The following is a 25768-nucleotide window of genomic DNA, read 5'->3' as shown; positions in this document are numbered from 1 at the left end:
TATTGTATATCACTAATTTAGAAGTCCTTCACGGCTTCCTGCGATGCAGGCTCCCGCCGGGCGGCGGCCGGGGCGGCAGCGTTTCGAAACGAAAGGGATCGTCTTGAACCTCATCCGCGGAAGATTTCTCGTCAGGATCATGCTCACCTGCTTCGTCGGCATCCACACGCCGCTGATCGGCATCCTCGTGCTGTGGCTGATGACCGACGAGCACGTCGACTGGATCGCCCTCGGCGCGGTGCTGGCGGCCACCCTGGTCGCGACCGCCGGGACCCTTTTGCTGCTGCGGCGCGAGATGGCGCCCGTCCTGCGCATCTCCCATGCGCTCGAAAGCTTCGCCGATCGGCGCGAGATCGTGCCGATCGAGCATGTCGCGCCGGACGAGATCGGCGCGCTTGCGCGCTCCGCCGCCTGGGCCATCGAGACCGCCGATCACCTGCTGCGGGAGACGGAACGCCAGGCGCGCACCGATGGCCTCACCGGCCTCGCCAACCGGCGCGCCTTCCTCGAAAGGGCTGAGCGTTCTCCCGGCGGCAGCGTCGCCATCGTCGACGTCGATAAGTTCAAGGCGATCAACGACACCCACGGCCATCAGGCGGGCGACGACGTGCTGAGGGCAGTCGCCGGCATCCTGCGCGACGCCGTGGGAGAGTCCGGCTGCGCGGCGCGGCTGGGCGGCGAGGAGTTCGGCATCCTCCTGCCCGCCGCCACACCCGAGGAGGCGGTGCGGCTGATCGAGCAGGCCCGCTCAGCACTCGCGGCCGCACCGGTCCTGCGCGACCGCATCGTGAGCTTCTCGGCCGGCGTCGCCGGCCGCACCGACGACATCGCCGCCGATCTCGCCCGCGCCGACGGCGCGATGTACCGGGCCAAGCGGGCCGGCCGCAACCGGATCGAGCGGTCCGCCGAACCGCGCGACCGCCGACGCATTCACGCGCCCGCGCTGGACGACGATGCGGAGACGGGCCTCGAGCATGCAGGACCGGTGGGGATCGGGCAGGACTGATCGAGCCGAGGGATGCGAAAGAGCGTCCGCATGCGCGCGGCAGGGGCTATCGAACCTGAGCGGTATCAAAGCCGCTCATGATGACGGGACAAAGAGCGGACTTGACGACGGTCGATGGTGCCCCCTGCCGGGATCGAACCGGCATGGCCGAAGCCGAGGGATTTTAAGTCCCTTGCGTCTACCTGTTCCGCCAAGGGGGCAGCCGGTTCAGGGGTAGCGGGTCGACGGAGCCGGATCAAGCGGCGAAACGCGTGCAGGCGATGGGCGCGGCGGGTCGTGCCCGGCGCGTCCGGATCGGCCGCGGGGGCGCGCCTCAGCCGCCGAACGCCTTGGCCGCCATGCGCTTCACGAAGCCGGCGACTTTTCCGGCTTCGACGAATTGCGGCATGTGGCCGATGCCTTCGAGGATCTCGATGTCGATGCCCTCCACCTTGCCCTCCATCGCCAGGCCGTGGCGGGTGTGGTGCAGCACGCGGTCGCGGCTGCCGAAGAGGATGCCGACGGGCATCGCGATCTCGCCATAGCGCTCCATCTGGGCGGGCAGGTCCTGTTCGACCGCCACGATGTCGGAGGAGGTGGCGTAGAAATGGCTGGGGCGCAGGCCGAGATAGCCGCCGCCGCCGATCGCATAGTCTTCCGGCACCGGCTGCGGACCGAAGACGAAGTCGAGCGTCTGCTGCGCCGTCTTCAGCCCGGCGGGCACGGCAAGCGTCGAGGCGACGATGCGCCGCATCAGCGGCGAACGGATGTAGAGGCCGCCGAACTCCTTCGGCGCCGCCGGCACGTGGTGGGTGAGGGGGGAGATCAGCGCCAGGCCTGAAATCTTCTCGGGGTGGTCGAGCGCGACGCGCAGCGCGATGGCGCCGCCCAGCGAATGGCCGACGAGCAGCGGCTTCTCCAGTCCGACCGCGTCGATGAAGCGCGCGATCGCTTCGGCCTGCTCCGGCAGACGCGCGCCGCTCGACACGCGGGTGGAATAGCCCGACCCCGGGCGATCCATCGCCACGAGGCGGAAGCCGTCGCCCATGGCGGGGAACAGCGTCTGGCGGAAATGGTGCAGCTGGCCGCCGAGACCATGCACGAAGAGGATCGGCCGGCCGGATCCCTGGTCGACGTAATGGATCGTATCGCCGCCGACCCCGATCGTCCTGCCGACCCGCGGAATGCGCCGCTCGGCGTCGGCGGCGAGGCGGCGGGTGACGAGCGCGTTCCAGCCGAGCCAGCCGGCGGGTACGAGAAGCGCGAGGGCGACGATCCAGATCAGCACGGCCATCGGCGGGTCTCCCGTTTCGTTGGGGCCGTGTCGCCCGGAGGGCGTCGGCAGACGAAGGTCTGCCCCGCCGCGCGGCGGAGATCAATGGGCCTGCCCGCCGTGCCATGCGAAGCGGGGCGACCCGAAGGCCGCCCCGCCGGCGATGCGTGATGGAGGGACGCGCTCCGGCCGGGCCGTGCAGCGCGACGCGGCCGCACGGCAGCGCGGCGAGCGAAGCCGCGCCGCGGACTCAGCCGTGCAGCTTCGCCGCGATCTCCGCGACGCGCTTGCCCTGGAACTTCGCGCCTTCGATCTCCTGCTCGGAGGGCATGCGCGAGCCGTCGGTGTTCGACGTCGTGGTCATGCCGTAGGGCGCGCCGCCGCGGACGACGTCGTTGCCGGACTGGCCCTGGTAGGCATAGGAGAGCGGCACGATGATCATGCCGTGGTGCTGCAGCGAGACCTGGGTGGAGATGATGGCGAACTCGGCGCCGCCATGCTGCGTGGCGGTCGACACCATGACCGAGGCGACCTTGTTGATCAGCGCGCCCTTGGCCCAGAGCGGACCGGTCTGGTCGATGAAGTTCTTCATCTGCGAGGACATCGCGCCATAGCGCGTCGAGATGCCGAAGATGATGGCGTCATAGTTCTCGAGCTCCAGCGGATCGGCGATCGGCGCCTCCTGGTCGAGCTTGTAGTAGGCGGCCTTGGCGACCTCCTCGGGAACGAGTTCGGGAACGCGCTTCACGGTCACGGTCGCGCCGGCTTCCGCCGCACCCTCGGCGGCGGCCTTCGCCATCGCTTCCATGTGGCCCCAGCTCGAATAATAGAGGACGAGTACCTTCGCCATGTCTGTCTCCTTCGGTTTCGCCTGCCGGGCTCCCCGCATCCGTCGGTTGCAGCCTCATCCCGGTCTCCTCTCAATCTAGGGCGCAGTCATCGTCTACGGAACAGCCGGATCGCAGCACGGTTCGTTCACCGATACAACGCCATTGCTGCGGACCCGGCCGGGCGCTATGTCGATTTCACGTTTGCCGGAGAGCCCCGATGCCAGAAATCGTCACTGCCGCCATGGTCGTCATCGGCGACGAAATCCTCTCCGGCCGGACCAAGGACAGGAACATCGGCCACCTCGCCGACATCATGACGGCGATCGGCATCGACCTGAAGGAAGTCCGGATCGTCCCCGACGAGGAGGACGAGATCGTGGCGGCCATCAACGCGGTTCGCGCGCGATACACCTACGTCTTCACCACCGGGGGCATCGGTCCGACGCATGACGACATCACCGCCGATTCGGTCTCGAAGGCCTTCGGCGTTCCCTGCGGCTACGACGCGCGCGCCTATGCCATGCTCGAGGCACATTACGCGGCCCGCGAGATGGAGTTCACCGAAGCGCGCAAGCGGATGGCGCGGATGCCGCGGGGCGCCGACCACATCGACAACCCGATCTCGATGGCGCCGGGCTTCCGCATCGGCAACGTGCACGTCATGGCGGGCGTGCCGTCGATCTTCCAGGCCATGCTCGACAACGTCGTGCCGACGCTGAAGACCGGCACGAAGCTGATCTCCGCCACCGTCCAGTGTCCCTTTGGCGAAGGCACGATCGGCGATGCGCTGGGCGCCATCCAGAAGGCGCATCCCGACACGATCATCGGTTCCTATCCGAAATATCTCGACGGCAGGTTCTGGACCGAGCTCGTCGTGCGCGCCCGCTCGGAGGCGGCACTCGCGCCGGCCGTCGCCGCCGTCGAAGCCATGGTCGCCGGAAAGGCGCAGGCCGCGCATCCGGGCTGAGGCATCCGCGGACCGCGCGGACCGCAGCGAAAGCGCAGCACCGTTCGCTCCGGCTGTGCTAGTCTCCCGCCGTCCATTCGGGAGAGGAGCGGTCCCATGACCTACAAGACCATCGTCGCCGTGCTGCAGGACGAGGCCGGAGCGCCGGCCGCGCTCGATGCCGCCGTGGCGCTCGCAACGCGTTTCGGCGCGGTGCTCGTCGGCGTGCATGCCGAGGCCCTGCCGATGCCGATCGCTTCGCCGATGGGCTTTCCGGATGCCACGCTGATCGGCGCCAGCGAGGACATCAACCGCGCCCGCGAGAAGCGGCTCGGCGACCTGTTTTCTGCACGGATGGCCGCGACCGACCTGTCCTTCGAGTGGCGACCGCTGCGCAGTTTCTCGGGCGACAGCGCGCTGTCGGCGCTGGAAAGCGCGCGCTGCGGCGACGTCGTCGTGACCGGGTCGGGCGGGGAGGGAGGCTCGCCCGACATCGATACCCTGATCCAGGGTGCCGGGCGGCCGGTGCTGCTGCTCCCCAGGGAGCGGCCCATCCGGGCCGAGGTGAAGCGCGCGGTCGTGGCCTGGAACGGCTCGCGCGAAGCTGCCCGCGCCGCCTTCGACGCGCTTCCCTTCCTGGTCGCGGCCGAGGAGACGACGCTGCTCACCATCGATCCCATCGCGGGCGAGGGCGTACCGCTTCCCGGCGCGGATATAGCGGCCGCCCTGGCGCGCCATGGCGTCCGGGTCGCGGTCGAGGCGGCGACCTCGGGAGACTGGTCACGTGCGCAGGTGATGGAGCGGACCGTGCGCGGCAAGAACGCCGACCTTCTGGTCCTCGGCGCCTTCAGCCATTCGCGGCTGCGCGAGATGATCTTCGGCGGCACGACGCGTTCCATCATCGAGAACCCGCCCTGCCTGACGCTGATGGCGCGCTGAGGAAAGGGCGGACCGCCGCTGCGAGGGTCGGCGGCGGTCGTCGTGGTCACTGCGGCAGGGCATGGATCCATTCGGTGACCGCTGCGGCGAGGCGGTCGGTGGTGCCGGGCGACAGCGCGTCGCCGGCGATGACGTGGTTCGACGTATCTCCGGAGTCCTCCACGGCGACCAGCGCATGCGGCGCGCCCCAGCGCGCAGCGACCGCCCGCGTCAGATCCGGACGAACCACCGCGTCGGCATCCGAGAACACGAACAGCGCCGGCACCGCGGCGCGTTCCACCGGCGCCTCGGCGGCCATCGCCACCACGGCGCTCATCGGCATCACTGCCTCGATCGGATAGCGCGTCGTCCAGAACCGGCCCTGGCTTTCGTTGGCGGGCTCGAAGCTGCGCTCGTCGCCGGCCACCAGGCGCGCGATCTGCAGGCCCCACGGGCCGGCGAGCAGGCCCGCCCCGCCGGCCTGGACGCCGTAGTTGGGCGACACCAGCACCACGCCGGCCATCCGCTCGGCGAAGCCGGGTTCGGTGGCCGCCCAGCTGGCGATGGAAGCGCCGGTGGACGTGGCGACGACCACCACCCTTTCGCCCAGCCGCTCGCCGACGGCGATCGCTTCGGCGAAATCGTTGACCCAGGCATTCACGGTGGCGGTCGCCATCGCCGCGCCGTCCTGTCCGTGGCCTGTCAGGCGCGTGTAGAACAGGTTGGCGCCGAGCGCCTCGGCGACCTGGTCGGGCAGCGGCCGGATCTCCTGCTTGGAGGCGGAGAAGCCGTGGACGTAGACGATAGCCAGCGGCGTCCGCGCCTTGGAGGCGGGGAAGGCCCAGACGATCTCCTTCTCCAGTCCCGGCCGGATGCCCGGAACGCGAGCCTCCCGTTCGGCGAGCCAGGTGTCGAGATCCGTTCCGATCGTCGCAGGATCGAAGGTGAGGGTCGTGTCGCGGGCGACGCGCGGCCCCGTGTACCAGACGATTGCAGCGGCGGCGATCAGCACCGCCGCCAGTCCCAGGAAAAGCATCATGCGCCGCACGGATTCGGTCCTCGTCCCTCTGCGTCTGCCTTAGCGCCTCGGCTGCCGCGTTGGAACGGGCAAACGGCCGATCGGCGGCGGCGGGCCGCACGGCCCAGAGGCCTGCCGCCGTCGGCGCAACCGATCCGCACTGTCCTGCGTACAGGTCAGGCACGTCCACATGCGCCGGAACCGCCATGCCCATCCGCCTGCTTCTCTTCTATGCCCTCCCGGCCGTCCCGCTCGCCGCGCTCACCCTGCCGCTCTACATCATCGTCCCGACCTATTACACGGAAACGCTTGGACTTTCGCTCGGTGCGGTCGGCGCAGCCCTGCTCGTCGTGCGCATCTTCGACGCGGTGAACGACCCGCTGGTCGGCTGGCTCGCCGACCGCTGGCGGCCGGCGATGGGGCGCCGGCGCGCCGTCTTCGCGCTGTCGCTGCCCGTGTGCGGACTGGCGGCGCTGATGCTGTTCTGGCCGTCGGCCGACGCCGGGGTCGTCCACCTCGCCGGCTGGGGGATGGTCCTGTCGCTCGGCTTCACCGGCGCGATGCTGTCCTATACCGCCTGGGGTGCCGAACTCGCCGGCGACTATGCCGAGCGGGCGCGAATTGCCGGCATGCGCGAGAGTCTCACGCTCGCCGGCACACTGATCGCCATCGCGCTGCCCTTCGCGATCGGCTTCGGGCAGGCCGGCGGGCTGGGGGGACTGGCGGTGCTCGGATTGTCGGTCGCGGCCGGCCTCGCCCTCTTCGGTGCGCTCGCCGTGCGCCTCGTCCCCGAACCGGTCGACCACACCGTGTCGAGCATCCCGCTCGGGGCCGGTCTCGCCCGGATGGCGGGCAACGCCCCGTTCCGCCGCCTCATCGCGGCCTATTTCCTCAACGGACTGGCCAACGGCATCCCGGCGACACTTTTCCTCTATTTCGTCGCCGCCCGCATCGGCGAGCCCGACATGCGCGGGCCGCTGCTCTTCCTCTATTTCCTCGCGGGCATCGGCGGCGTGCCGCTGGCGCTCTGGGCGGCGCGGCGGACGAGCAAGCATCGCGCCTGGTGCGTCGCCATGCTCGCGAACTGCGCGATCTTCTCGCTCGTGCCGCTGCTCGGCACCGGCGACGTGGCGGGGTTCGCGGCGATCTGCGTGGCGACCGGCCTGCTGCTCGGCTTCGACCTGTCGCTGCCGCCGGCGATCCAGGCCGACGTGATCGACGTCGATACGGCGACCTCGGGAGAGCAGCGCTCGGGCGCCTATTTCGCCGCCTGGAGCCTCGCCACCAAGCTTTCGCTGGCGGCAGGCGTCGGCATGGTCTTTCCGCTGCTGGGTCTCGCCGGCTTCAATGCGGCGGCGGGCGCGGCGAACGACGAGGCATCGATCGGCGCACTGGTGGCGCTCTACGTCTGGCCGCCGGTCGCGCTCAAGCTGGCAGCGATCGCTCTGATGTGGGGTTTTCCGCTGGACCGGCTCGAGCAGGCTTCGCTGCGGCGGACGATCGAGGAGCGCTCGTCCGCGCTCAGGGCCTGAGGGGCCGCTTGTCCCAGCCCATCGCCCGCTTCATCAGCGGGAAATAGAGCGCGTGCGGCAGGAGGTTCACGAGCTTCAGCGTCCAGGCCAGCCGGCGCGGGAAGCAGACCTCGAAGCCGCCGTTCGCCAGACCGTCGGCCAGCCGGCGCGTCGCGTCCTCGACCTTCATCAGCCCGGGCATCGGAAAGGTGTTCTTCTCGGTCAGCGGGGTGTCGACGAAGCCGGGATTGATGACCTGGATGCGGATGTTCATCTTGTCGAAGTCGAACTTCAGCGCCTGCGCCATGTTGTTCACGGCCGCCTTCGATGCGCCGTAGGCCGAGGCGAGCGGCAGCCCGCCATAGCCGGACACCGAGCCGACGATGGCCACCTGGCCGAAGCCGCGTGGCTTCATCGCGTCGACCGCCGGCACGAGGCCGTTGACCACGCCGAAAAGGTTGATCTCGTAGGTCTTGACGAAGTTGTCGACCGACAGCCGCTCGCCCTTGGTGGGGAAGTAGTTGCCGGCATTGAACACGGCGAGCGCGATGGGACCGAGCTCCGCTTCGATCGCCGCCACGGTGGCCGCCATGCGCGTCTGGTCGGTGACGTCGCACGGAAACGGCACCACGCGGCCGCCGCGTGCGGCTGCCTCGCCGGCGAGGGAGGCGAGCTTGTCCTCGCCGCGCGCGGTCGCCGCCACGACCCAGCCGCGCCGAACGAGCTCGAGCGCCAGTGCCCGGCCGATCCCGGTGCTCGCTCCCGTGATCCAGGCAATACCGTCAGACGGCTTGGCGCGGTAGAGCGTCATGCTTCGTGCTCCGTCGAAGGGAGAAAGGGGGCGCCGGGCCGACCCGGCGCGCCGTCAGCCGCCGATGATGTCCATCAGGCGGCGGGGGATGGAGCCCGTCAGCCTCAGCGGCGCGTCGGTGATCGCCATGCCGATGCACGGGCGATCCATCTCGGCCGTCGGACGATGCTCCACGGTCTCGTCGGCGATGGAGATGTCGCCGCGGCCGTAGCGGCCATGGACGTCGGTGAAGGCGCCGTCCAGAACCAGCGAGAGTTCAACGCCGCCATGCGTGTGGGTGGGGATCCGGCGACCCGGCCTGATCCAGAACAGGGAGACGTGAAAACCTTCGATGTCGCCGAGCTCGTGCTCGCGGAAGCCGGGCATCTTGGTGCGCCAGGGGGTCTCGTCGGCGTCGAAACCGACGAAATCGCGCAGGGCGCGCGGAAACACCGCATTGCGGGGCTGCTGCGGCAGCACGATCGGAGCGGGAGCATCGCTGTCGAGGATGGCCGCGAGCCGGCTGGCGCGATCGGACAGCGGCCTTGGCTGTTCATGCTCGAGCTCCTCGCCCGCCATGACCTCGAGGCCGCGCGCCAGCGCACGGCTGCGCGGCTTCAGCTCCAGGTGCGAGGCGACGAGCACGCGCGCGGGCGTGGGCAGGTTGCCCGCGACGTAGCGCGCGATCAGCGTGTCGATCGTGTCGGTGGCGTCCGATGTCATCTCGCCTCGTCTCTGTTGTGCCATCGCCCTTCTGCTCTGCAATCTATTCGGTTTTTCGTCCTTGCGCCACATACGACCGCGGCGCGCGACTGGATCATCGAAGGTTTTTCCCGCTCCGGCGGACCGCCGGACGAATATCGCGTCGATCCCCGGCTCGGCGAAAAATCCCTTCTTGAAAGCGCCTGTCGTGCTTCGTAGACCAGAAAACAAATCCGCGGACGGCCCAAAGCTCGGAATTCTGGACGCGAACCCGACAGGAAGGAAGACACCCCATGTATCGTTCCGTCATCGAGGCGATCGGAAACACGCCACTGATCCGCCTGCGGCGCGCGTCGGAGGAAACCGGCTGCGAGATTCTCGGCAAGGCCGAATTCATGAACCCCGGCCAGTCGGTGAAGGATCGTGCCGGCCTGTTCATCATCCGCGACGCCGAGAAGAAGGGCCTGCTGCGGCCGGGGGGCGTGATCGTCGAGGGCACGGCGGGCAACACCGGCATCGGCCTGACCGTCGTCGCCAAGGCGCTCGGCTACCGGACCGTCATCGTCATTCCCGACACGCAGAGCCAGGAGAAGAAGGACGCTCTCCGGCTGCTCGGGGCCGAACTGATCGAGGTTCCGGCCGTGCCCTACAAGAACCCCAACAACTACGTGAAGCTGTCGGGCCGGCTGGCCGAAGAGCTTGCCCGCACCGAGCCGAACGGCGCGATCTGGGCCAACCAGTTCGACAACACCGCCAACCGCGAGGGCCACATCGAGACGACGGCGCAGGAGATCTGGCGCCAGACCGACGGCAAGGTCGACGGCTTCGTCTCGGCGGTCGGCACCGGCGGAACGCTAGCCGGCACCGCCATGGGCCTGCAGGGCAGGGGCCGGGACGTGAAGATCGCGCTCGCCGATCCGCTCGGCGCGGCGCTGCATTCCTTCTACACCGACGGCGTGCTGAAGTCGGAGGGCTCGTCGATCACCGAGGGCATCGGCCAGGGCCGCATCACCGCCAATCTGGACGGCTTCACGCCCGACTTCTCCTTCCAGGTGCCGGACGAGGAGGCGCTGCCGATCGTCTTCGACCTCGTGCAGGAAGAGGGGCTCTGCCTCGGCGGCTCGTCAGGCATCAACATCGCCGGCGCGATCCGCCTGGCGAAGGAGATGGGTCCGGGCCACACCATCGTGACCATCCTGTGCGACTACGGCACCCGCTACCAGTCCAAGCTCTTCAACCCCGCCTTCCTGCGGGGCAAGAACCTGCCTGTGCCCGGATGGATGGAGAAGGCGGTCGACATTCCGGTCCCCTACGAGAAGGTCGACGCCTGATGGGCCACTCCACCGAGATCCTGTTTCGCGAGGACGCGTATCTGTCCACCGCCGAGGGGACGGTCGTGGCCGTCGACGAGCGCGGCGGCATCGTCCTGGACCGGACCAACTTCTATGCCACCTCCGGCGGCCAGCCCGGCGACACGGGCTTCTTCGAGCGCGCCGACGGCTCGCGGATCGTCATCGCCGGCACCGTGACCGGCGAGACGAAGGAGGAGATCATCCATGTCCCTGCGCCCGACCAGCCGGTACCCTCGGTCGGCGAGATTCTCGTGCTCCACATCGACTGGGACCGCCGCTACAGGCTGATGCGCATGCACACGGCCTGCCACCTGCTCAGCGTCGTCTGTCCCTTTCCGATCACCGGCGCCTCGGTCGGCGAGGAGGAATCGCGCGTCGATCTCGACATTCCCGACGCGGGCGTGACCCGCGAGGGCATCACGCAGGCGATGATGGACCTCGTCGACGCGAACCATCCGATCTTCAACCGCTGGATCAGCGCCGAGGAACTCGCCGCCAATCCCGGCCTCGTGAAGTCGAAGAACGTTCGCCCGCCCACGGGTGCCGGCCGCATCCGCCTCGTCTGCATCGGCGAGGACTCGTCGGTCGACAGCCAGCCCTGCGGCGGCACCCATGTCTCGGAGACGCAGGAAGTCGGCGCGATCCACATCGCCAAGATCGAGAAGAAGGGGCGAGAGAACCGCCGCTTCAGGATCAGGTTCGGGCCGCTTCCGGCGGCATGAGCGCTGCAGCGATCCTCGCGGCGATCAGCATCGCCTGCCCGGCCATGGCCTGCGGAATTGACTTTTACGTAAATGCCGTGCCAAGGATTTCAGCACTGAAATCGCTTTAGGCGGGCATGGCATGCGGGAATACTACACGATCACGGAGCTGACCCGGGAGTTCGAGATCTCCACCCGCACCCTGCGCTTCTACGAGGACGAGGGGCTGATCCAGCCGGTCCGGCGCGGTCGCACCCGGCTGTTCCGTCCTTCCGACCGACATCTCGTCAAGCAGATCATGCGCGGCAAGCGGCTCGGCTTCTCGATCTCGGAGATCCGCGAGATCATCCAGATGTACAAGACGCCGCCCGGCGAGGTCGGCCAGCTGAAGCTGATGATCAAGCGCATCGAGGAGAAGCGTTCCGACCTGCGCCAGAAGCGCCGCGACCTGGAAGAGACGCTGGCAGAGCTGGACCAGGCCGAGGAATCCTGCGTCGAGCGGCTCGTGGAACTCGGCGTCAACACCTGAGCGGGCGGGCCTCCTCGCCGGGTGCCGCTCAGATCCAGCGCCGCACCTTCTTGCGATAGTCCCGGTACTTCTTTCCGAAGCGCGCCTCGAGATGCTTCTCCTCGCGCTCGATGGCGAGTTTCTGGGTCGCGAAGGCCGCCGTGAGCCCGAGCAGCAGGAACCAGACGCTGCCCGCGATGAGCCCGATGCCGAAGGTGAGCATCGTGTTGGCGAGATAGATCGGGTTGCGCGAGAAGGAGAACGGACCCGAAGAGACCAGGTGCTCGGAGCCGCGATGCGGCATGATCGTGGTTCGCGCCCTGTGCAGGGTGCGCATGGCGGAAACGTCGATGGCCACGACACCTGCGATCATGACGATTCCGACGGCGAACAGGATGTCCGACAGCGGGCGCGGGATCCAGGGCAGGGGGACCGTCCAGGAGAGCAGGGCAGCGAGCACGATCGCGAAAACATAGATCATCGGCGGCCAGGGCAGCCGGTTCGGACGTGCTTCGTAGGCGTTCACTGGTTCCCTCCCGTCGCAGGCGCGGTCTCGGTCTCGTCCGTGCAGATGGCGGCGACTGCGGCCACCGTCTGCCGCTCGGATTCATTCTGGCGACCCGAGAACAGTCCGTCGAGCATGTTCTCGCTCTCCAGCGCATCGAGCACGCAGACGCAGTAGGCGCTGCAGAATTCCTCGTCGCGCTCGGCCGAGCATGTGCGCTCGCAGGCCTGGCGGAACTGCACCTGCGGCGTCTCGACCTGCGGCGGAACCACCTGTGCGAACAGGAAGACGCAGCCGATCAGCACCGGCTGGTGGATCAGGTAGAAGGCAAGGCTGTGCCGGCCGAGGAAGCCGAGCGGCGCGGTCCAGGCCGGCACTGTCAGGCGCGACAGCCTGTCGAAGAGGCCGATGCGCTCGGCGATCATGGCTGCGGCAATGCCGCCCAGCACCGCACCGAACCACGGAAACAGCGGCACGAAATCGTTGGAGCGCGGCCGCGTCTCGGACAAGCCCGTCCACCACCACCAGGCGGGATCGAAGACGGGCGAGGTGAGCCAGGCCGGCGCGGCGATGACGCCGGCGGCCAGCACGAGCACGAGCCACCAGGGAAGCCGCAGGAAGGCGAGCCCGAGCAGGCTCGCCAGCGCGATCTGGTGCAGGATGCCGAAGAAGATGAAGGTCTCGGGCATGGCGACATAGGTCGCGACGCTGATGGCCAGCGCCGCACCCGCCACCATCGCGATGCGGATGCCGAAACCGCGCCAGCGCACGCCCTGCGCATGCGCCAGGAACAGGCTGGCGCCGACGAGGAACAGGAAGGACGAGGCGATCGAGCGGGCAAACAGCTTCCACCCGCCGACCGTCGTCAGGCCCGGTTCGACATAGCCGAAGAATTCGAGGTCCCAGGTGAAATGATAGATCGCCATCGCGATCAGCGCCACGCCGCGGGCGAGGTCGATCGCTTCGATTCGCCGGTGGCGGACAGGAGATGGCATGGGTGTGTCGGGCTCGGTCATGGCGTTTCCGTCGATGCGATAGCAGGAAACGCGCAAGGCCGGTATCCGACGCAGACGGGGCCGACGTTTTGGGCGAACCCCACACGCTGGGCCAGTGGCGGGCTTTGCGTGGGCCGACCGGTTTTGCGTCATGGACGCGTCGCATTCCTGTCATCGGCGGCGACGGGGCGCCTGCCAGATGTCGCTCTGGCGAAACTTCGGGACATCATGGCGACTCAGGTCCGGCATCCAATCTGGCTTCCGGCGCTGAAGACGCCGGGCGCACACACTTTCGCGATCCTCTACGCGGTGGAGTCCTTCGCCCGCGCCTCGGTGTCGAGCGTCATCCCGATCCAGGTCTACGACGTTCTGCGCGACGAGCAGGCGGTGTCGCTCGTCTACACCGCGGTGGCGCTGGCCGGCATCTCGGTCACGCTGTTCATGCCGCTGCTCATCGAGCGGTTCGCGCGGCGCTGGGTCTACACGGCGGGCGTCGGCGGGCTGATCCTGGGCGCGCTGCTCTTCCTGACGCCATGGCTGTGGAGCCAGATGGCCGGCATGCTCTGCCGCGTGATGGGCGCCAGCGCGCTGTCGATCACGCTCAACCTCTACATCATGGACCACATCCGCAAGACGCAGTTCATGCGCTCCGAATCGCTGCGGATGGCCTGGTCGACCTTCGCCTGGACCGGCGGGCCGACGCTCGGCGTCGTGCTTTACGTCAACCACGGCATCCTCGCCGCGCAGGCGGTGCCGATCGTGACCGGGCTGGTGCTGCTCTGCCTGTTCTGGTTCTTCCGCCTGAGCGACAATGCGATGATCCGTCCCGGCACGACCCGGCCGGCGAGCCCGCTGGCCAACATCGGCCGCTTCATCCGCCAGCCGCGGCTGCGCCTCGCCTGGCTGATCGCCTTCGGCCGTTCGTGCTTCTGGACCACTTTCTTCGTCTATGCGCCGATCCTGATGGTCACCTCCGGCCAGGGCGAACTGGCCGGCGGGATGATCGTGTCGGCCGGCAACGCGCTCTTGTTCTCGGCGCTGATCTGGGGCTGGGCCGGCCGCCGCTTCGGCGCGCGCAAGGTGATGTCGATGGCCTTCTTCGTCACCGGCGCCATGCTGGTCGCGGCCGGTACCGCCGGGAGCGAGGCGCCGATCGCCGCGGCCGTGTTCCTGCTGCTCGCCGCCTTCTTCTGCATCGCGCTCGACGCGCTCGGCTCGACCGCCTTCATGCGCAGCGTCCGCGTGTGGGAACGAGCCCGGATGACGGCTGTCTACCGCACCTATCTCGACCTGTCGGAACTCCTGCCGCCGCTGGTCTATTCGGTCACGCTCGCCTTCTTCGGCCTCGGCTCGGTCTTCGTCACGCTCGGCCTCTTCGTGGCGTCGTGCGGCGTGGTGACCTTCGTCTACCTGCCGAAACGGATGTGAGCCTCAGCGCGGGCAGGATTTCTGGCGCTCGACCTTCTGGATGCGGGCGACGTTCTGGCGCTCGTAGGAATTGAGCTTCACCCGGCCCATCTCCTGCACGTAGCAGTCGGCGTTCTCGAACACCGACTGCGCCCTCTTCGTGCGGAAGCAGAAGCCGTTGTCGTCGTAGACCGAATTCCGGACGTACCAGAGGTTCTCGCAGGAGAGGCGGCGAAGTTCCGCTTCGGAGAACAGAGAATCGTTGGTGCAGCCGGTTCCGCCGAGATCCTCGAAGCAGCCGGCGCCTGCGGGAGCCGAGGAGACGGCAAGGACGAAGGCGACGAGGGCGTAACGCATCGGGGGGGCGCTCCGTGTGACGGCGCCAGGATAGCACCGGCGAGGCGCCGCGCAAATCCTCGAAGAACCGGGTTTTGGCGCAGCCGATTCGCGCCTCAGCCCGTCCGCGCCGCCACCCAGCCGTGGAAGCGGGCGATCTCGTATTCCTCCGGCATCAGCGTGCCGTGCCGGTGCGGCAGGGCGGAAAGCCCGCGCTGGTTGACCTCGCAGATCGCGGCGTCCTGGTCGAGCACCAGCGTGCCGAAGGCGACGACGTTGTCGAGCGCCTCGGCCGTTTCGGGCCGGGTCTCCTCGGCGAAGTACCATTCGGCGGTGAGTTCGGTGCGCGATGGCCCGAGCGGGCGCAGGCTGACGCTGCGGACATAGTCGGCATGGCCGACGACGAAGAAGGAGGGCAGGTGGGTGACGTAGCTCTGCCCGGCCCGCCGGTCCGCTTCCGTCAGGCCGGCGAAGGCGCGGCCCTGCGCGCTGCCGTCGCGCGACCACGTCTCGGCACCGTCGCGCAGCCGGCCGGAAAATTGCGGTGCGTCGTCGTCGGCATGCGCCTGCCAGGCGGGATCGTCGCGCCGCTCCATCAGGCCGCGGCCGTAGATCGGCACCAGCGCCGAGAGCTCCGGGTGGACGCCCGGGCAGTGCAGGCACTCGTTGAAGTTCTCCCAGAAGACCTTCCAGTTGCAGGCGATCTCCTTGCGGTAGACGGGGCCGCGCTCCAGCCGCTCCAGTGGCCAGCTGGCAAGCGTCCCCGGATCGCCGTCGAAGCCGTCGACGGCCGCGCCCGGTCCGGCGGCGAGGTTGACGAAGACGAAGCCGCGCCATTCGGAGACCGCCACCGGGTAAAGCCCGTGCGCCGCCTTGTCGAAACCCGCGGGGAGGACCTTGCTCGACGTGCGCACCAGCGCGCCGTCCATCGAATAGGACCAGGCATGGTAGGGGCAGACGATCAGCCGGCCGGCGAGCCGCCCGCATTCCTCGCTCTTCAGTGCCGCACCCCGATGCCGGCAGCTGTTGTGGAAGGCGCGCAGGCCGCCGTCCTCGTGGCGCAGGAGGAGGATCTCCTGGTCGCCGATGCGGGTGAGGCGGAACGCGCGCGGCTCGGCGAGGTCGCTCGACCGGCAGACGTGGATCCAGTGCCTGTACCAGATGGCGTCGAGATCGCGGCGGAAGGCTTCGTCGGAGAGATAGGCGCTCGACGGCAGCGTCGGCCGCGTTTCGGTGAGGCCGTTCCAGGATGGCTTCGTCGGCGGATGGAGCGTCATCGCAGCCTCGCGCAGGAGAGGATGCGCGAGCCTAGACCGGCCGAGATGCCGCGTCGAGACCGCCGGGAGCGCTCGCGACGCGGCCGGCGCCGCCTACCGCGTGATGACCGTCTGGCGCTGCTCGCCCAGCCCCTCGATGCCGAGATGCATCGTGTCGCCGGCCTTCAGGAAGCGCGGCGGCTTCATGCCGAGGCCGACGCCGGGCGGCGTGCCGGTGGTGATGACGTCGCCGGGTTCCAGCACCATGAATTCCGAGAGGTAGGAGACGATCTCGGCGCAAGTGAAGATCATCGTCGCCGTCGAGCCGGTCTGGGCGCGCTGCCCGTTCACGTCGAGGAACATCGACAGCGCCTGCGGATCGGGGATCTCGTCGGCGGTGACGATCCAGGGGCCGAGCGGGCCGAAGGTCGGCGCGCTCTTGCCCTTGATCCACTGGCCGCCGCGCTCGGCCTGGTATTCGCGCTCCGACACGTCGTTGCAGAGCGCGTAGCCGAACACCTTCGACAGCGCATCCTCCTTCGAGACGTAGTCGCAGCGCTCGCCGATGACGATGGCCAGTTCGACCTCCCAGTCGAGCTTGACCGAGCCCTTCGGCATCAGGACGTCGTCGTTGGGCCCCGACAGGCAGCTCGGCGCCTTGGAGAAGACGATCGGCTCCTTGGGGATCGGCGCGCCTGTTTCGGCGGCGTGATCGGCATAGTTGAGACCGATGGCGATGAAGTGGCCGATGCGGCTCACCGGCGCGCCGATGCGCGCACCTTCGGGCGCGGCCGGCAGCGACGCCGGGTCGATCCCGGCGAGCTTGTCCTTCAGGGCAGGCGAGATCGTCTCCGGGCCGAAATCGGCCACGATGGAGGAGACGTCGCGGATAATGCCGCCGGCATCGACGATGCCGGGCTTCTCGTGGCCCGCGGGGCCGAATCTGACGAGCTTCAAGGGTTCCTCCGGGGAAGGGTGCGACAGGGATTCAGAAGGCGCTGTTGAACAGGCCGCCGTCCAGGATGACGTTCTGGCCGGTGATGTAGCCGGCATGGGCGGAGCACAGGAAGGCGCAAGTGCGGCCGAATTCCTCGGGCCGTCCGAGCCGGCCGGCGGGGATGGCCTGCGCGGTGCGCTTCGTCTGCTCCTCGAGGCTCAGGCCCGATTTCTCGGCCGCGTAGACGACGGTCTTGCGGATGCGGTCGGTGTCGAACTTGCCGGGCAGGATGGCGTTGATGGTGACGTTGCGGTCCGCCACCGTGCGGGCGATGCCGGCGAGGAAGGCGGTCAGGCCGGCACGCGCGCCCGACGACAGGTCGAGCCCGGGGATGGGCTGGTAGACCGACAGCGAGGTGATGTTGACGATGCGGCCGAAGCCGCGCTCGGCCATGCCGTCGAGGACGGCCTGTATCAGCTCGATCGGCGTGACCATGTTCTGGGTGACGCCGTCGAGCATGGCCGCGCGGTCGAGCTGGCGGAAATCCTTCAGCGGCGGGCCGCCATTGTTGTTGACCAGGATGTCGGGGGCAGGGCAGGCGGTGAGCAGCGCCTTCTGCACCTGCGGCGCCGAGACGTCGCCCGCGACCTCCTCGACGGCGACGCCGTAGCGCTCGCGCAATTCGCGTGCGGTCGCCGCCAGCGCATCGGTGTTGCGGCCGTTGAGCACGAGATCGCAGCCGGCCTCGGCCAGTGCGGCCGCGCAGGCACGTCCCAGGCCCCTGCTCGAGGCGCACACGATGGCCTTGCGACCCTTGATGCCGAGATCCATTGCCGTTCCTCCGTTCGTGCGAACGGTCTAGCGGCGGTCGCCGGAATCCACAACCGTCATAAGCCTGTGACATGAATCGTGTCTTGGCTCTGGCGCAGCCGGAGCCTGGATCAGACGATGAATAGCGAGCCGACACGCCATTTCCGTACGCTGTTCCTGTCCGACGTGCATCTGGGGTCGAAGCCCGCCAAGGCCGAGTTCCTGATCGATTTCCTGCGCTTCCACGAAGCGGAGACGATCTATCTGGTCGGCGACATCGTCGACGGCTGGCGGCTCAGGCGTTCCTGGCACTGGCCGCAGGCCCACAACGACGTCGTCCAGAAGCTCCTGCGCAAGGCGCGCAAGGGGGCCGAGATCATCTACATCGCCGGCAACCACGACGAATTCCTGCGCGGCTTCCAGGGCGTGCATTTCGGCGGCATCGTGGTTGCCGACCGCGCCATCCACGAAGCCGCCGACGGCCGCCGCTTCCTGGTCATCCACGGCGACCAGTTCGACGCGATCGTCCACAACGTCCGCTGGCTCGCCACTCTCGGCGACAAGGCCTACGACGTCGCGATCCTGGTGAACCGGGCCGTCCATCTCGTGCGCCGCAGGCTCGGCATGCCCTACTGGTCCTTCTCCTCCTGGGCCAAGGTCAAGGTGAAGCGCGCGGTCAACTTCATCGGCTCTTTCCAGCAGGTCGTGGCCGAGGAAGCGCGGCGCTCCCGCGTCGACGGCATCATCTGCGGCCACATCCACCATGCCGCGATCGAGCGCTTCGGTGACGTCGACTACATCAACACCGGCGACTGGGTGGAAAGCTGCACGGCGGTGGCGGAACGCCATGACGGCAGCTTCGAGATCCTCACCTGGGCCAAGGTGACGGAAGCCGAGGGCGAGGCAACCGAGCCGGCAGTCGCGCTGGCCGCCTCCAGGTCCGCCGAAGCGGCCTGAGCCGCGGGCGGCTGCACCAACCGCAAGCTGCGGGGCGGCTGCTTCGCACTGCCGGACACGCATGCTAGGGGAGGTCGTGCTGCCGGCCCGCGGGCCGATCCGGGCGGCCTCACAAGCGAAGCTCCACCATGCAACTGCCGCCGCTCTCGCCGGAACAAGCCGTCAAGCCGCCACGCTACGAACTGCGCATGTCGCTGCTGTTCGGCGCGATGTTCCTGCCCATGGGCATCCATTTGCCCTATTTCCCGCTCTGGCTCGCCGACCGCGGGTTTACCGCCAGCGAAGTGGCGATGATCCTGTCGATGCCGATCTTCGTGCGCATCGTCGCCGCGCCGCTCGTCACCATGCTGGCCGACCGGGCGCCGGAGCGGGCGAACGTGCTGATCGGCGTGGCCGCCGCCGCCCTTCTCCTGTCGCTCGGCTACTTCCTGCCGGGCGATGCGGCCTTCGTGCTCGCGGTCTCTCTCGCCCTCATCGTCGTCTGGAGCCCGCACGGGCCGCTCGCCGATTCGCTGGCGCTCTCGGGCGTGCGCCGCTACGGCGCGGACTATTCGCGCATGCGGATCTGGGGCACGATCTCGTTCCTCACCGCCAATCTCGTCGGCGGCGCCGTCCTCGAGCGCCACGGCCCCGGCGTGGTGCCGGCGCTTCTGACGGGCGGTCTCGCCTGCATGGCGCTGGTCAGCCTGCTGTCGCCGCGGCTCGGCCGCCCGCGCAAGGCTTCCCAGCTTTCTGCGGCCGACTTTCCGGGTGCCGGACGCGTCCTGTCGGATCCGGCCTTCCTCGCCATCGTCGGCGGCGGCGCGCTGCTCATCGCCAGCCACGGTTTCCTCTATGCCTTCGGCTCGATCTACTGGCGCTCGCTGGGGATCGCCGCCGATACGGCCGGCGTGCTGTGGGCGCTGATGGTGGTCGCCGAAGTGGTGGTGTTCTTCCTGTTCCGCCGCCATTTCGGCCATCTGTCGCCGGCCACCATCCTCGGTATTTCGGCTGCCGCCGGCGTTGTCCGCTGGGCGGCGATGCCGCTGATCTGGCCCCTCGGCCTCGGTCTCGCAGGCTTTGCCGCGACGCAGGCGCTGCATGGTCTGTCGACGGGACTCGCGATGCTCGGACTGCAGAAGATGATCGCGCAGTCGGTGCCGGAGGAACGTACCGGCGCGGCGCAGGGCATCGCCTTTGCCGCCAACAGCACCGGCATGGCCATCGTCACGCTCGGCTCCGGCTCGCTGTTCGATGCCCTCGGCGCCCGCGGCTTCCTCGTCATGGCCGTCATCGCGACGGGCGCTTTCGTGCTCGCCCTCGTCGCCCTGCGGCTTGAGCTGCGCGGAGGCTAGCCCCAGACGTCGGCGGTCGGGGGCGAGACGATCGAGCCGGTGTAGGTGAGGCCGGGGCTGCGGTCGCGGGCAAGCAGCAGCGGCCCGTCGAGGTCGACGTAGTCGGCGTCCTGCGCCAGGAGAACGGCCGGTGCCATCGCCAGCGACGTGCCGACCATGCAGCCGACCATCACGCCGAAGCCCGCCTCGCGCGCCCTGTCGCGCAGGGCGAGCGCCGCCGTCAGGCCCCCGGCCTTGTCGAGCTTGATGTTGACGAAATCGTAGAGGCCGGCCAGCGCGTCGACATCCTCCGCGACGTGGACGCTCTCGTCGGCGCAGATCGGCACGGGGTGCGGGATGTCGCGCAGGATCGCGTCCTGCCCGGCCGGCAGCGGCTGCTCGATCAGCGCGACGTGGAATTCCGCCGCCGCCATGAGGTTCTCGCGGATGTTGTCCTCCGTCCAGCCCTCGTTGGCGTCGAGGATGATGCGGCTGTTGGGCGCCGCGCTCGCCACCGCGTGGATGCGCGCGGCGTCGTTGGTCGATCCGACCTTGATCTTCAGGAGCGGGCGGTGCGCCGCCGCACGGGCCTGGGCGGCCATCTCCTGCGGGTCGCCGAGCGAGATCGTCAGCGCGGTGACGACCGGGCGCGGCAGCATGCGGCAGACGCGCTGGTGCGCGTCGTGGCCCATCGTCTTCGCCTCGATGTCCCAGAGCGCGCAGTCGATGGCGTTGCGCGCGGCACCCGGACCCATTGCCCGGATGAGATCCTCGCGCGACAGCCCCGCCTCGACGTGTCGGCGCATCAGTTCGATCGCCTCGACGACGCTCTCCACCGTCTCGCCGTAGCGACGATAGGGCACGCATTCGCCGCGGCCGGCGTGCCCGTCCCGCGACAGCGTGCAGGTCACCACCTCCGCCTCGGTCTTCGATCCGCGCGCGATGGTGAAACTGCCGGCGATCGGGAACCGCTCGGTTTCGACATGGAGGGAGAAGGACATCGCTTCGGCTTTCTCGATCGGGCGGCGCACACGGCAGCATCAAGAAATCGACACGCCGTGCCGCAGCCGCTAAGAGTGCCAGTCATGTTGACCAAAGACCGAGACGATGCAAGCCCGCACGACATGGCGGCCGAACCGCGCCCGCAGGCGCAGGGGAAGGCCGAGGGCGGCAGGCTCACCGTCATGCTTTCCGGCAACTGGACGACGCGAAGCGTGAGCCTCGTCGACCGCGACATGCGGGCGCTGGAAGAGCAGTCCGGGCTGCACACGATCGCGCTGGACCTGTCGGGCATCCGCGACATGGACACCGCCGGCGCCTGGGTGATCAAGCGGCTGGCCGTGGCACAGGGCCGCAAGGGTGCGGCCGTCGAGTTCACGGGAGAGCGGGAGGCGTTCGGGGTCCTGCTCTCGGCCGTCGAGGACGCGGCGCTGCAGGACCTTCCGGCGCGCGACATCCGGCCTTTCGGCGTGGTGCCCTTTCTCGAGGCGATCGGCCGCAGCGTCGTCAACGCCTGGGGCGAGTTCCTGCTGGCCATGCATATCCTCGGCGCCACGCTGAGCGGCAACAAGCGCCGCCGCGGCCGCCGGATCAACCTCGCGCCGCTCGCCATGCAGATCGACCGGATGGGCATCGGCGCCATCCCGGTGGTGGTGCTGATGTCGACGATCGTCGGGGCGATCGTCGCCCAGCAGGGCGCCTTCCAGCTGCGCTATTTCGGTGCCGAGATCTTCGTCGTCGACCTCGTCGGCATCCTCGTGCTGCGCGAGATGGGCGTGCTCCTGACCGCCATCATGATCGCCGGCCGCTCCGGCAGCGCCATCACCGCCGAGATCGGCTCGATGAAGATGCGCGAGGAAGTGGACGCGCTCACCGTCATCGGGCTGAACCCGATCGGCGTGCTGGTCTTCCCGCGCCTCATCGCGCTCGCCATCATCATGCCGCTGCTGACGGTGATCGCCAACATCGCCGCCATCGTCGGCGCCATGGCCATCGCCTGGGTCTATTCGGGCATCACGCCCGAAGCCTTCTTCGACCGCATGACGGCGGCCATCGACGAGTCGAGTTTGCTGTCCGGCCTTTTCAAGGCCCCAATCATGGGGTTCATCATCGGCATCATCGCTTCGGTCGAAGGCATGAAGGTCGGCGGAAGCGCGGAGTCGCTCGGCCGGCACGTCACATCGTCGGTGGTCAAGTCCATCTTCGTGGTGATCGTGGTCGACGGGTTGTTCGCGATCTTCTATGCGGCGATCGACTTCTGAATGGCGAAGGGTGGGCCCGGGCATTGATGGCGACGACGGCGGCCAGCGAAGGACTGGGCGACAGCTCCGGCGACGTGATTCTCTCCGTGCGCGACGTCAGCGTCGCGTTCGGCGAGCAGGTCGTCCTCGACAAGCTCTCGCTCGACGTCTACCGCGGCGAGATCCTCGGCTTCGTCGGCGCTTCGGGTTCCGGCAAGTCCGTGCTGCTGCGCACCGTGCTGGGCCTCAACCGCAAGCAGGGCGGCACGATCCGCCTCTTCGGCATCGACACGGACAAGGTCACCGATGCCCAGCGCATCGACATCGACATGCGGCTCGGCATGCTGTTCCAGCACGGCGCGCTGTTCTCGGGCCTCTCCGTGCTGGAGAACGTCCAGGTGCCGATGCGCGAATATCTCGACCTGCCGCGCAAGCTGATGGACGAACTCGCCCGGCTGAAGATCGAGCTGGTCGGCCTGCCCGCCAATGCGGCGAACAAGTTTCCCTCGCAGCTGTCCGGCGGCATGATCAAGCGCGCGGCGCTCGCCCGCGCGCTCGCTCTCGATCCGGCCATCGTCTTCCTCGACGAGCCGACATCGGGGCTCGACCCGATCGGCGCGGCGGAGTTCGACGAACTCGTCGCCAAGCTGCGAGACACGATGGGTCTCACGGTCTACATGGTCACGCACGACCTTGACAGCCTGTTCTCGGTCTGCGACCGCGTCGCGGTTCTCGGCCAGAAAAAGGTCCTCGTCGAAGGATCCATCAGCTATATGCTCACCGTCGAGGAGCCCTGGGTGAAGTCCTACTTCCGCGGCAAGCGGGCACGGCAGATCGATCCCGCCACCCACAACAGCAACGCGTCGGCCGGAGCCATTCGCTGATGGACACGAAAGCCAACTACGTCGCCGTCGGCCTCTTCGTCGTTCTGGCGTTGCTGACCACGTTCGCCTCGCTCTACTGGGCCTACGGCGTCGACAACACGACCGAGACCGCCACGCTGCGCATCCGCATCCCGGGTTCGGCCGCCGGCCTCGGGCGCGGCAGCGCGGTGCTGTTCAACGGCGTCAAGGTCGGCGACGTGCAGCGCGTCTACATCGACATCAACAATCCCAAGGCGGCCGTCGCCGATGCCAAGATCGACCGGCTCACGCCCATCACGCAGTCGACCCGGGCCGACATCGGCATCGCCGGCCTGACCGGACAGGCCAACATCGAACTCAAGGGCGGCGACCCGGCCGAGCCCAACCTGCTGAAGCAGGCAGAGGCGGACGGGACGATCGCGGAGATTTCGGCCAATCCGTCGGCCGTCACCGACCTGCTCCAGACCGCGCAGGACATCTTTTCGCGGGCCGACCGCGCCGTCACCAATTTCGAGGGCTTCGTGGAGGACGTGCGCGGCCCGCTGACGAGCACGGTCAACAACGTCGAGACCTTCTCGCAGGCGCTCTCCAGCAATGCCGAGGGGGTCGACGATTTCCTGGCGAGCTTCGCCGAACTGTCGAAGACGCTCGGCACCGTCTCCGGCCGCCTCGATTCCACGCTCGCCGCCGCGGAGGATCTCATCCGTGCGGTCGACCAGGACAAGGTGGCCAACATCGTCGGCAACGTCGAGACCTTCACCGAGACGCTGAAGACGGCCTCCGCCGACATCGACCGGATCGTGGCCAACGTGGAGCGGACGTCCGACTCGGTGCGGACCTTCGCCGACAACGCCAACGGCACGCTCGGCCGCGTCGACGGCATCCTGGACGAGGTCCGGACGGGGGTCGATACGGCCGTGGCCTCCCTCGACCGGCTGTCGACACAGGCCTCCGGAACCCTGACCAAGGTGGACGGGGTCCTCGACAGCGCCAGGGGCGGCATCGACCAGGCCGCCGGGTCGATCACCCGCCTGGCCGACGGCGCCTCGGGCACGCTCGCCCGCGCCGACGAGATTCTCGCCAGCGTCGACCCTGCCAAGGTCGAGAGTGCGCTGACGTCGATCGAAGGGGCCGCGACGGATGCCCGCAAGGCAGCCAGCGACGTCTCCGCCCTGACCGGCCGCTTCACGGCCCGCGGCGAGGACATCGAACAGATCATCACCAATGCGCGCAGCATCACCGACGACTTCGCCCAGGCCTCGACCCGCGTCGACGGGGTGCTGAAGAAGGTCGACACGATCCTGGCCGAGATCGACGCCGAGACCGTCAACAGGGCGATCGGCGATTTCTCGGGCGCTGCTGCCGATGCGCGCAAGGCCGCCGGCGACGTCGCCGCCTTCACCGACCGGATCTCGGCACGGACCGAGGACGTCGACGCCATCATCTCCGATGCGAAAGCGATGGCCGAGAATCTGCGGCAGGCGTCGACGCGCGTCGAGGGCGTGCTGGTCAAGGTGGACGACCTGCTGGGATCCGGCGAGGCGGAGGGTCTCTTCGCCGACGCGTCCGCGACGTTCAAGTCCTTCCGGACCGTCGCCGACACGCTGAACGCGCGCCTCGGCGTCATCCTCGACAACTTCTCGCGCTTCAGCGGCAACGGGTTGCGCGACGCCGAGGCCCTGATCCAGGACAGCCGTCGCTCCATCAACCGGATCGAAGAGGCCATCACCTCCTTCGAGCGCAATCCGCAGCGCATCATCACCGGCGGCGAAGGCGCCGTACGCGAGTATGACGGGCGGGTGCGCCGTTGACTTTGCCACCCGATCCCCGCAAGACAGGTCGCGGTGCGGAAGATCCGCGCCCGCCATGTCGAATGCGTACCGGGAATTGCGGCGTGAACAGTGGTCGTGTCTTTGCAGTCTTGCTGGGTGTCGCGGCCGCCGTCTCGGGCTGCGCGGCGCTCCCGGGCGGCGGTCCGGCGCCCCTGGACACCTACGAGCTGACGACGCCGTCCTTCGATGCGGTCGGGCGGGCCAACGGCCGCCGGCAGATCCTGATCGCCGAGCCCACCGCGCTGAAGTCGCTCGACGGACAGAACATCGTCGTCAAGCCCACGCCCGCGTCGATCGAGTTCCTCGGCGGCGCGCAGTGGGGCGACCGGCTGCCGAAGGTCGTGCAGGCGCGGCTCGCCGAGGCGTTCCAGAAGTCGGGCAAGTTCGGCGGCGTCGGACGTCCCGGCGATGGCCTGGCGATCGACTACCAGATCTCCGTCGACATCCGCGCCTTCGAGATCCGCGCGACCGGCGCGCAGACCGCGCATGTCGCGTTCTTCGTCCGCATCCTGAACGACCGCAACGGCGTCGTGCGCGCCTCGCGCGGCTTCGAGGCGACGGCACCGGTGACCGGCACGGGCAACGACGCCTTCGTCGCGGCCCTCGACCGTGCCTTCGCCGACGCGACCGCCGCACTCGTCAACTGGGCGGTCTCGGCCATCTGATCGCCGGGTTCCCGGCCTTTTCCACAGGCTCGAGCCGCGCGGTCGCGGCACCGCCCGTTCGGCGGTGGACGCCGCGCCCGGCAACGCCGACAATGGCGGCCGACTCGAAGACCCGGCA

26 protein-coding genes and 1 tRNA gene are annotated in these 25768 nt (G+C 68.7%); 14 read left to right on the top strand and 13 right to left on the bottom strand.

The window, feature by feature from the left end; all coding sequences use genetic code 11:
- The first annotated feature begins 103 nt into the window (after positions 1-103).
- Positions 104-1006 (top strand): GGDEF domain-containing protein, encoded by a 903-nt coding sequence (locus IAI54_RS07410; RefSeq protein ID WP_187971732.1) that lies wholly within the window; start codon positions 104-106, stop codon positions 1004-1006.
- A gap of 115 nt (positions 1007-1121) precedes the next feature.
- Here IAI54_RS07410 and IAI54_RS07405 read toward each other — a convergent pair.
- The 3 genes from IAI54_RS07405 to wrbA all read right to left on the bottom strand — a co-directional run bounded on the left by IAI54_RS07405 (position 1122) and on the right by wrbA (position 3108).
- Positions 1122-1206 (bottom strand) — tRNA-Leu (locus tag IAI54_RS07405).
- Between the two features lie 113 nt (positions 1207-1319).
- Positions 1320-2279, bottom strand: coding sequence for an alpha/beta fold hydrolase (locus IAI54_RS07400; protein ID WP_187971731.1), 960 nt, complete (start codon positions 2277-2279; stop codon positions 1320-1322).
- Between the two features lie 229 nt (positions 2280-2508).
- Positions 2509-3108: an NAD(P)H:quinone oxidoreductase gene (gene wrbA, locus IAI54_RS07395; RefSeq protein ID WP_187971730.1), complete on the bottom strand. Its 600-nt coding sequence runs from the start codon at positions 3106-3108 to the stop codon at positions 2509-2511.
- A 197-nt stretch (positions 3109-3305) separates the two neighbouring features.
- Here wrbA and IAI54_RS07390 point away from each other — a divergent pair, with 197 nt between their 5' ends.
- Positions 3306-4055, top strand: a complete 750-nt coding sequence (locus IAI54_RS07390; RefSeq protein WP_187971729.1) for a competence/damage-inducible protein A — start codon at positions 3306-3308, stop codon at positions 4053-4055.
- 96 nt (positions 4056-4151) lie between these two features.
- Positions 4152-4973 (top strand): universal stress protein, encoded by an 822-nt coding sequence (locus IAI54_RS07385; protein ID WP_187971728.1) that lies wholly within the window; start codon positions 4152-4154, stop codon positions 4971-4973.
- A 46-nt stretch (positions 4974-5019) separates the two neighbouring features.
- On the opposite strand, the gene IAI54_RS07380 is transcribed toward IAI54_RS07385, so the two are convergent.
- Complete coding sequence (locus IAI54_RS07380; RefSeq protein WP_187973067.1) at positions 5020-5988, bottom strand: alpha/beta hydrolase; 969 nt, start codon at positions 5986-5988, stop codon at positions 5020-5022.
- Positions 5989-6176: 188 nt separating this feature from the next.
- Here IAI54_RS07380 and IAI54_RS07375 point away from each other — a divergent pair, with 188 nt between their 5' ends.
- Entirely contained in the window at positions 6177-7502 is a 1326-nt protein-coding gene (locus tag IAI54_RS07375) for an MFS transporter (protein WP_187971727.1), read from the top strand.
- Here the strand turns inward: IAI54_RS07375 and IAI54_RS07370 are convergent.
- Both IAI54_RS07370 and IAI54_RS07365 read right to left on the bottom strand, forming a co-directional pair.
- Positions 7492-8292, bottom strand: a complete 801-nt coding sequence (locus IAI54_RS07370; RefSeq protein WP_187971726.1) for an SDR family NAD(P)-dependent oxidoreductase — start codon at positions 8290-8292, stop codon at positions 7492-7494. The genes IAI54_RS07375 and IAI54_RS07370 overlap by 11 nt on opposite strands.
- 54 nt (positions 8293-8346) lie before the next feature.
- Positions 8347-8994 (bottom strand): ChrR family anti-sigma-E factor, encoded by a 648-nt coding sequence (locus IAI54_RS07365; RefSeq protein ID WP_187971725.1) that lies wholly within the window; start codon positions 8992-8994, stop codon positions 8347-8349.
- Positions 8995-9266: 272 nt separating this feature from the next.
- On the opposite strand from IAI54_RS07365, the gene IAI54_RS07360 reads away from it, so the two are divergent.
- The 3 genes from IAI54_RS07360 (at position 9267) to IAI54_RS07350 (ending at position 11555) form a co-directional block, all read left to right on the top strand.
- Positions 9267-10304, top strand: coding sequence for a cysteine synthase A (locus IAI54_RS07360; protein ID WP_187971724.1), 1038 nt, complete (start codon positions 9267-9269; stop codon positions 10302-10304).
- Positions 10304-11047, top strand: coding sequence for an alanyl-tRNA editing protein (locus tag IAI54_RS07355; protein ID WP_187971723.1), 744 nt, complete (start codon positions 10304-10306; stop codon positions 11045-11047). Before IAI54_RS07360 ends, IAI54_RS07355 begins: the two co-directional genes overlap by 1 nt.
- A 121-nt stretch (positions 11048-11168) precedes the next feature.
- On the top strand, positions 11169-11555 hold the full coding sequence (locus IAI54_RS07350; RefSeq protein WP_187971722.1) for a MerR family transcriptional regulator: 387 nt from the start codon (positions 11169-11171) through the stop codon (positions 11553-11555).
- Between the two features lie 28 nt (positions 11556-11583).
- On the opposite strand, the gene IAI54_RS07345 is transcribed toward IAI54_RS07350, so the two are convergent.
- On the bottom strand, positions 11584-12060 hold the full coding sequence (locus IAI54_RS07345; protein ID WP_235679287.1) for a methyltransferase family protein: 477 nt from the start codon (positions 12058-12060) through the stop codon (positions 11584-11586).
- Positions 12057-13055, bottom strand: a complete 999-nt coding sequence (locus IAI54_RS07340; protein ID WP_187971721.1) for a heparan-alpha-glucosaminide N-acetyltransferase — start codon at positions 13053-13055, stop codon at positions 12057-12059. Before IAI54_RS07340 ends, IAI54_RS07345 begins: the two co-directional genes overlap by 4 nt.
- Positions 13056-13262: 207 nt before the next feature.
- On the opposite strand from IAI54_RS07340, the gene IAI54_RS07335 reads away from it, so the two are divergent.
- Positions 13263-14462 (top strand): MFS transporter, encoded by a 1200-nt coding sequence (locus IAI54_RS07335; RefSeq protein ID WP_187971720.1) that lies wholly within the window; start codon positions 13263-13265, stop codon positions 14460-14462.
- Between the two features lie 3 nt (positions 14463-14465).
- Here the strand turns inward: IAI54_RS07335 and IAI54_RS07330 are convergent, their stop codons facing one another.
- From IAI54_RS07330 to IAI54_RS07315, 4 genes are all read right to left on the bottom strand, one after another.
- Positions 14466-14798 carry a YARHG domain-containing protein gene (locus IAI54_RS07330; RefSeq protein WP_187971719.1) on the bottom strand — a complete coding sequence of 111 codons (333 nt, stop codon included), beginning with the start codon at positions 14796-14798 and terminating at the stop codon, positions 14466-14468.
- Between the two features lie 95 nt (positions 14799-14893).
- Positions 14894-16054, bottom strand: coding sequence for an aromatic ring-hydroxylating oxygenase subunit alpha (locus IAI54_RS07325; RefSeq protein WP_187971718.1), 1161 nt, complete (start codon positions 16052-16054; stop codon positions 14894-14896).
- A gap of 93 nt (positions 16055-16147) precedes the next feature.
- Positions 16148-16990 carry a fumarylacetoacetate hydrolase family protein gene (locus tag IAI54_RS07320; RefSeq protein ID WP_187971717.1) on the bottom strand — a complete coding sequence of 281 codons (843 nt, stop codon included), beginning with the start codon at positions 16988-16990 and terminating at the stop codon, positions 16148-16150.
- A 31-nt stretch (positions 16991-17021) separates the two neighbouring features.
- Positions 17022-17801, bottom strand: coding sequence for an SDR family oxidoreductase (locus IAI54_RS07315; protein ID WP_187971716.1), 780 nt, complete (start codon positions 17799-17801; stop codon positions 17022-17024).
- Positions 17802-17918: 117 nt separating this feature from the next.
- On the opposite strand from IAI54_RS07315, the gene IAI54_RS07310 reads away from it, so the two are divergent.
- Both IAI54_RS07310 and IAI54_RS07305 read left to right on the top strand, forming a co-directional pair.
- Positions 17919-18737 carry a UDP-2,3-diacylglucosamine diphosphatase gene (locus IAI54_RS07310; protein ID WP_187971715.1) on the top strand — a complete coding sequence of 273 codons (819 nt, stop codon included), beginning with the start codon at positions 17919-17921 and terminating at the stop codon, positions 18735-18737.
- Positions 18738-18865: 128 nt separating this feature from the next.
- The gene (locus IAI54_RS07305; protein ID WP_187971714.1) at positions 18866-20071 is read left to right on the top strand and encodes an MFS transporter; all 1206 of its coding nucleotides are present in this window, start codon (positions 18866-18868) and stop codon (positions 20069-20071) included.
- Here the strand turns inward: IAI54_RS07305 and dgcA are convergent.
- On the bottom strand, positions 20068-21051 hold the full coding sequence (dgcA, locus tag IAI54_RS07300) for an N-acetyl-D-Glu racemase DgcA (protein WP_187971713.1): 984 nt from the start codon (positions 21049-21051) through the stop codon (positions 20068-20070). The two genes, IAI54_RS07305 and dgcA, sit on opposite strands and share 4 nt — an antisense overlap.
- 84 nt (positions 21052-21135) lie before the next feature.
- Here dgcA and IAI54_RS07295 point away from each other — a divergent pair, with 84 nt between their 5' ends.
- The 4 genes from IAI54_RS07295 (at position 21136) to IAI54_RS07280 (ending at position 25650) form a co-directional block, all read left to right on the top strand.
- A complete protein-coding gene (locus IAI54_RS07295; protein WP_187971712.1) occupies positions 21136-22311 on the top strand; it encodes an ABC transporter permease in 1176 nt (391 codons plus the stop codon).
- A 26-nt stretch (positions 22312-22337) separates the two neighbouring features.
- Positions 22338-23174 carry an ABC transporter ATP-binding protein gene (locus IAI54_RS07290; protein ID WP_187971711.1) on the top strand — a complete coding sequence of 279 codons (837 nt, stop codon included), beginning with the start codon at positions 22338-22340 and terminating at the stop codon, positions 23172-23174.
- Positions 23174-24964 (top strand): MlaD family protein, encoded by a 1791-nt coding sequence (locus IAI54_RS07285; RefSeq protein WP_187971710.1) that lies wholly within the window; start codon positions 23174-23176, stop codon positions 24962-24964. Before IAI54_RS07290 ends, IAI54_RS07285 begins: the two co-directional genes overlap by 1 nt.
- Positions 24965-25047: 83 nt before the next feature.
- Entirely contained in the window at positions 25048-25650 is a 603-nt protein-coding gene (locus tag IAI54_RS07280; protein WP_235679286.1) for an ABC-type transport auxiliary lipoprotein family protein, read from the top strand.
- The last annotated feature ends 118 nt before the right edge of the window (positions 25651-25768 follow it).

Origin of the sequence: Aquibium microcysteis, from assembly GCF_014495845.1 — a bacterium.
Lineage (GTDB): Bacteria > Pseudomonadota > Alphaproteobacteria > Rhizobiales > Rhizobiaceae > Aquibium > Aquibium microcysteis.
This window is presented reverse-complemented; position numbering and strand designations above follow the sequence as displayed.

Bases quoted from the DNA above. Each gene is read 5' to 3' on its own strand.
- dgcA (WP_187971713.1), bottom strand. From the start codon at position 21,051: ATGTCCTTCTCCCTCCATGTCGAAACCGAGCGGTTCCCGATCGCCGGC.
- IAI54_RS07380 (WP_187973067.1), bottom strand. From the start codon at position 5,988: ATGCTTTTCCTGGGACTGGCGGCGGTGCTGATCGCCGCCGCTGCAATC.
- IAI54_RS07335 (WP_187971720.1), top strand. From the start codon at position 13,263: ATGGCGACTCAGGTCCGGCATCCAATCTGGCTTCCGGCGCTGAAGACG.
- IAI54_RS07340 (WP_187971721.1), bottom strand. From the start codon at position 13,055: ATGACCGAGCCCGACACACCCATGCCATCTCCTGTCCGCCACCGGCGA.
- wrbA (WP_187971730.1), bottom strand. From the start codon at position 3,108: ATGGCGAAGGTACTCGTCCTCTATTATTCGAGCTGGGGCCACATGGAA.
- IAI54_RS07355 (WP_187971723.1), top strand. From the start codon at position 10,304: ATGGGCCACTCCACCGAGATCCTGTTTCGCGAGGACGCGTATCTGTCC.
- IAI54_RS07295 (WP_187971712.1), top strand. From the start codon at position 21,136: ATGTTGACCAAAGACCGAGACGATGCAAGCCCGCACGACATGGCGGCC.
- IAI54_RS07325 (WP_187971718.1), bottom strand. From the start codon at position 16,054: ATGACGCTCCATCCGCCGACGAAGCCATCCTGGAACGGCCTCACCGAA.
- IAI54_RS07385 (WP_187971728.1), top strand. From the start codon at position 4,152: ATGACCTACAAGACCATCGTCGCCGTGCTGCAGGACGAGGCCGGAGCG.
- IAI54_RS07285 (WP_187971710.1), top strand. From the start codon at position 23,174: ATGGACACGAAAGCCAACTACGTCGCCGTCGGCCTCTTCGTCGTTCTG.
- IAI54_RS07375 (WP_187971727.1), top strand. From the start codon at position 6,177: ATGCCCATCCGCCTGCTTCTCTTCTATGCCCTCCCGGCCGTCCCGCTC.
- IAI54_RS07315 (WP_187971716.1), bottom strand. From the start codon at position 17,801: ATGGATCTCGGCATCAAGGGTCGCAAGGCCATCGTGTGCGCCTCGAGC.
- IAI54_RS07310 (WP_187971715.1), top strand. From the start codon at position 17,919: ATGAATAGCGAGCCGACACGCCATTTCCGTACGCTGTTCCTGTCCGAC.
- IAI54_RS07370 (WP_187971726.1), bottom strand. From the start codon at position 8,292: ATGACGCTCTACCGCGCCAAGCCGTCTGACGGTATTGCCTGGATCACG.
- IAI54_RS07290 (WP_187971711.1), top strand. From the start codon at position 22,338: ATGGCGACGACGGCGGCCAGCGAAGGACTGGGCGACAGCTCCGGCGAC.
- IAI54_RS07400 (WP_187971731.1), bottom strand. From the start codon at position 2,279: ATGGCCGTGCTGATCTGGATCGTCGCCCTCGCGCTTCTCGTACCCGCC.
- IAI54_RS07330 (WP_187971719.1), bottom strand. From the start codon at position 14,798: ATGCGTTACGCCCTCGTCGCCTTCGTCCTTGCCGTCTCCTCGGCTCCC.
- IAI54_RS07365 (WP_187971725.1), bottom strand. From the start codon at position 8,994: ATGACATCGGACGCCACCGACACGATCGACACGCTGATCGCGCGCTAC.
- IAI54_RS07390 (WP_187971729.1), top strand. From the start codon at position 3,306: ATGCCAGAAATCGTCACTGCCGCCATGGTCGTCATCGGCGACGAAATC.
- IAI54_RS07350 (WP_187971722.1), top strand. From the start codon at position 11,169: ATGCGGGAATACTACACGATCACGGAGCTGACCCGGGAGTTCGAGATC.
- IAI54_RS07305 (WP_187971714.1), top strand. From the start codon at position 18,866: ATGCAACTGCCGCCGCTCTCGCCGGAACAAGCCGTCAAGCCGCCACGC.
- IAI54_RS07360 (WP_187971724.1), top strand. From the start codon at position 9,267: ATGTATCGTTCCGTCATCGAGGCGATCGGAAACACGCCACTGATCCGC.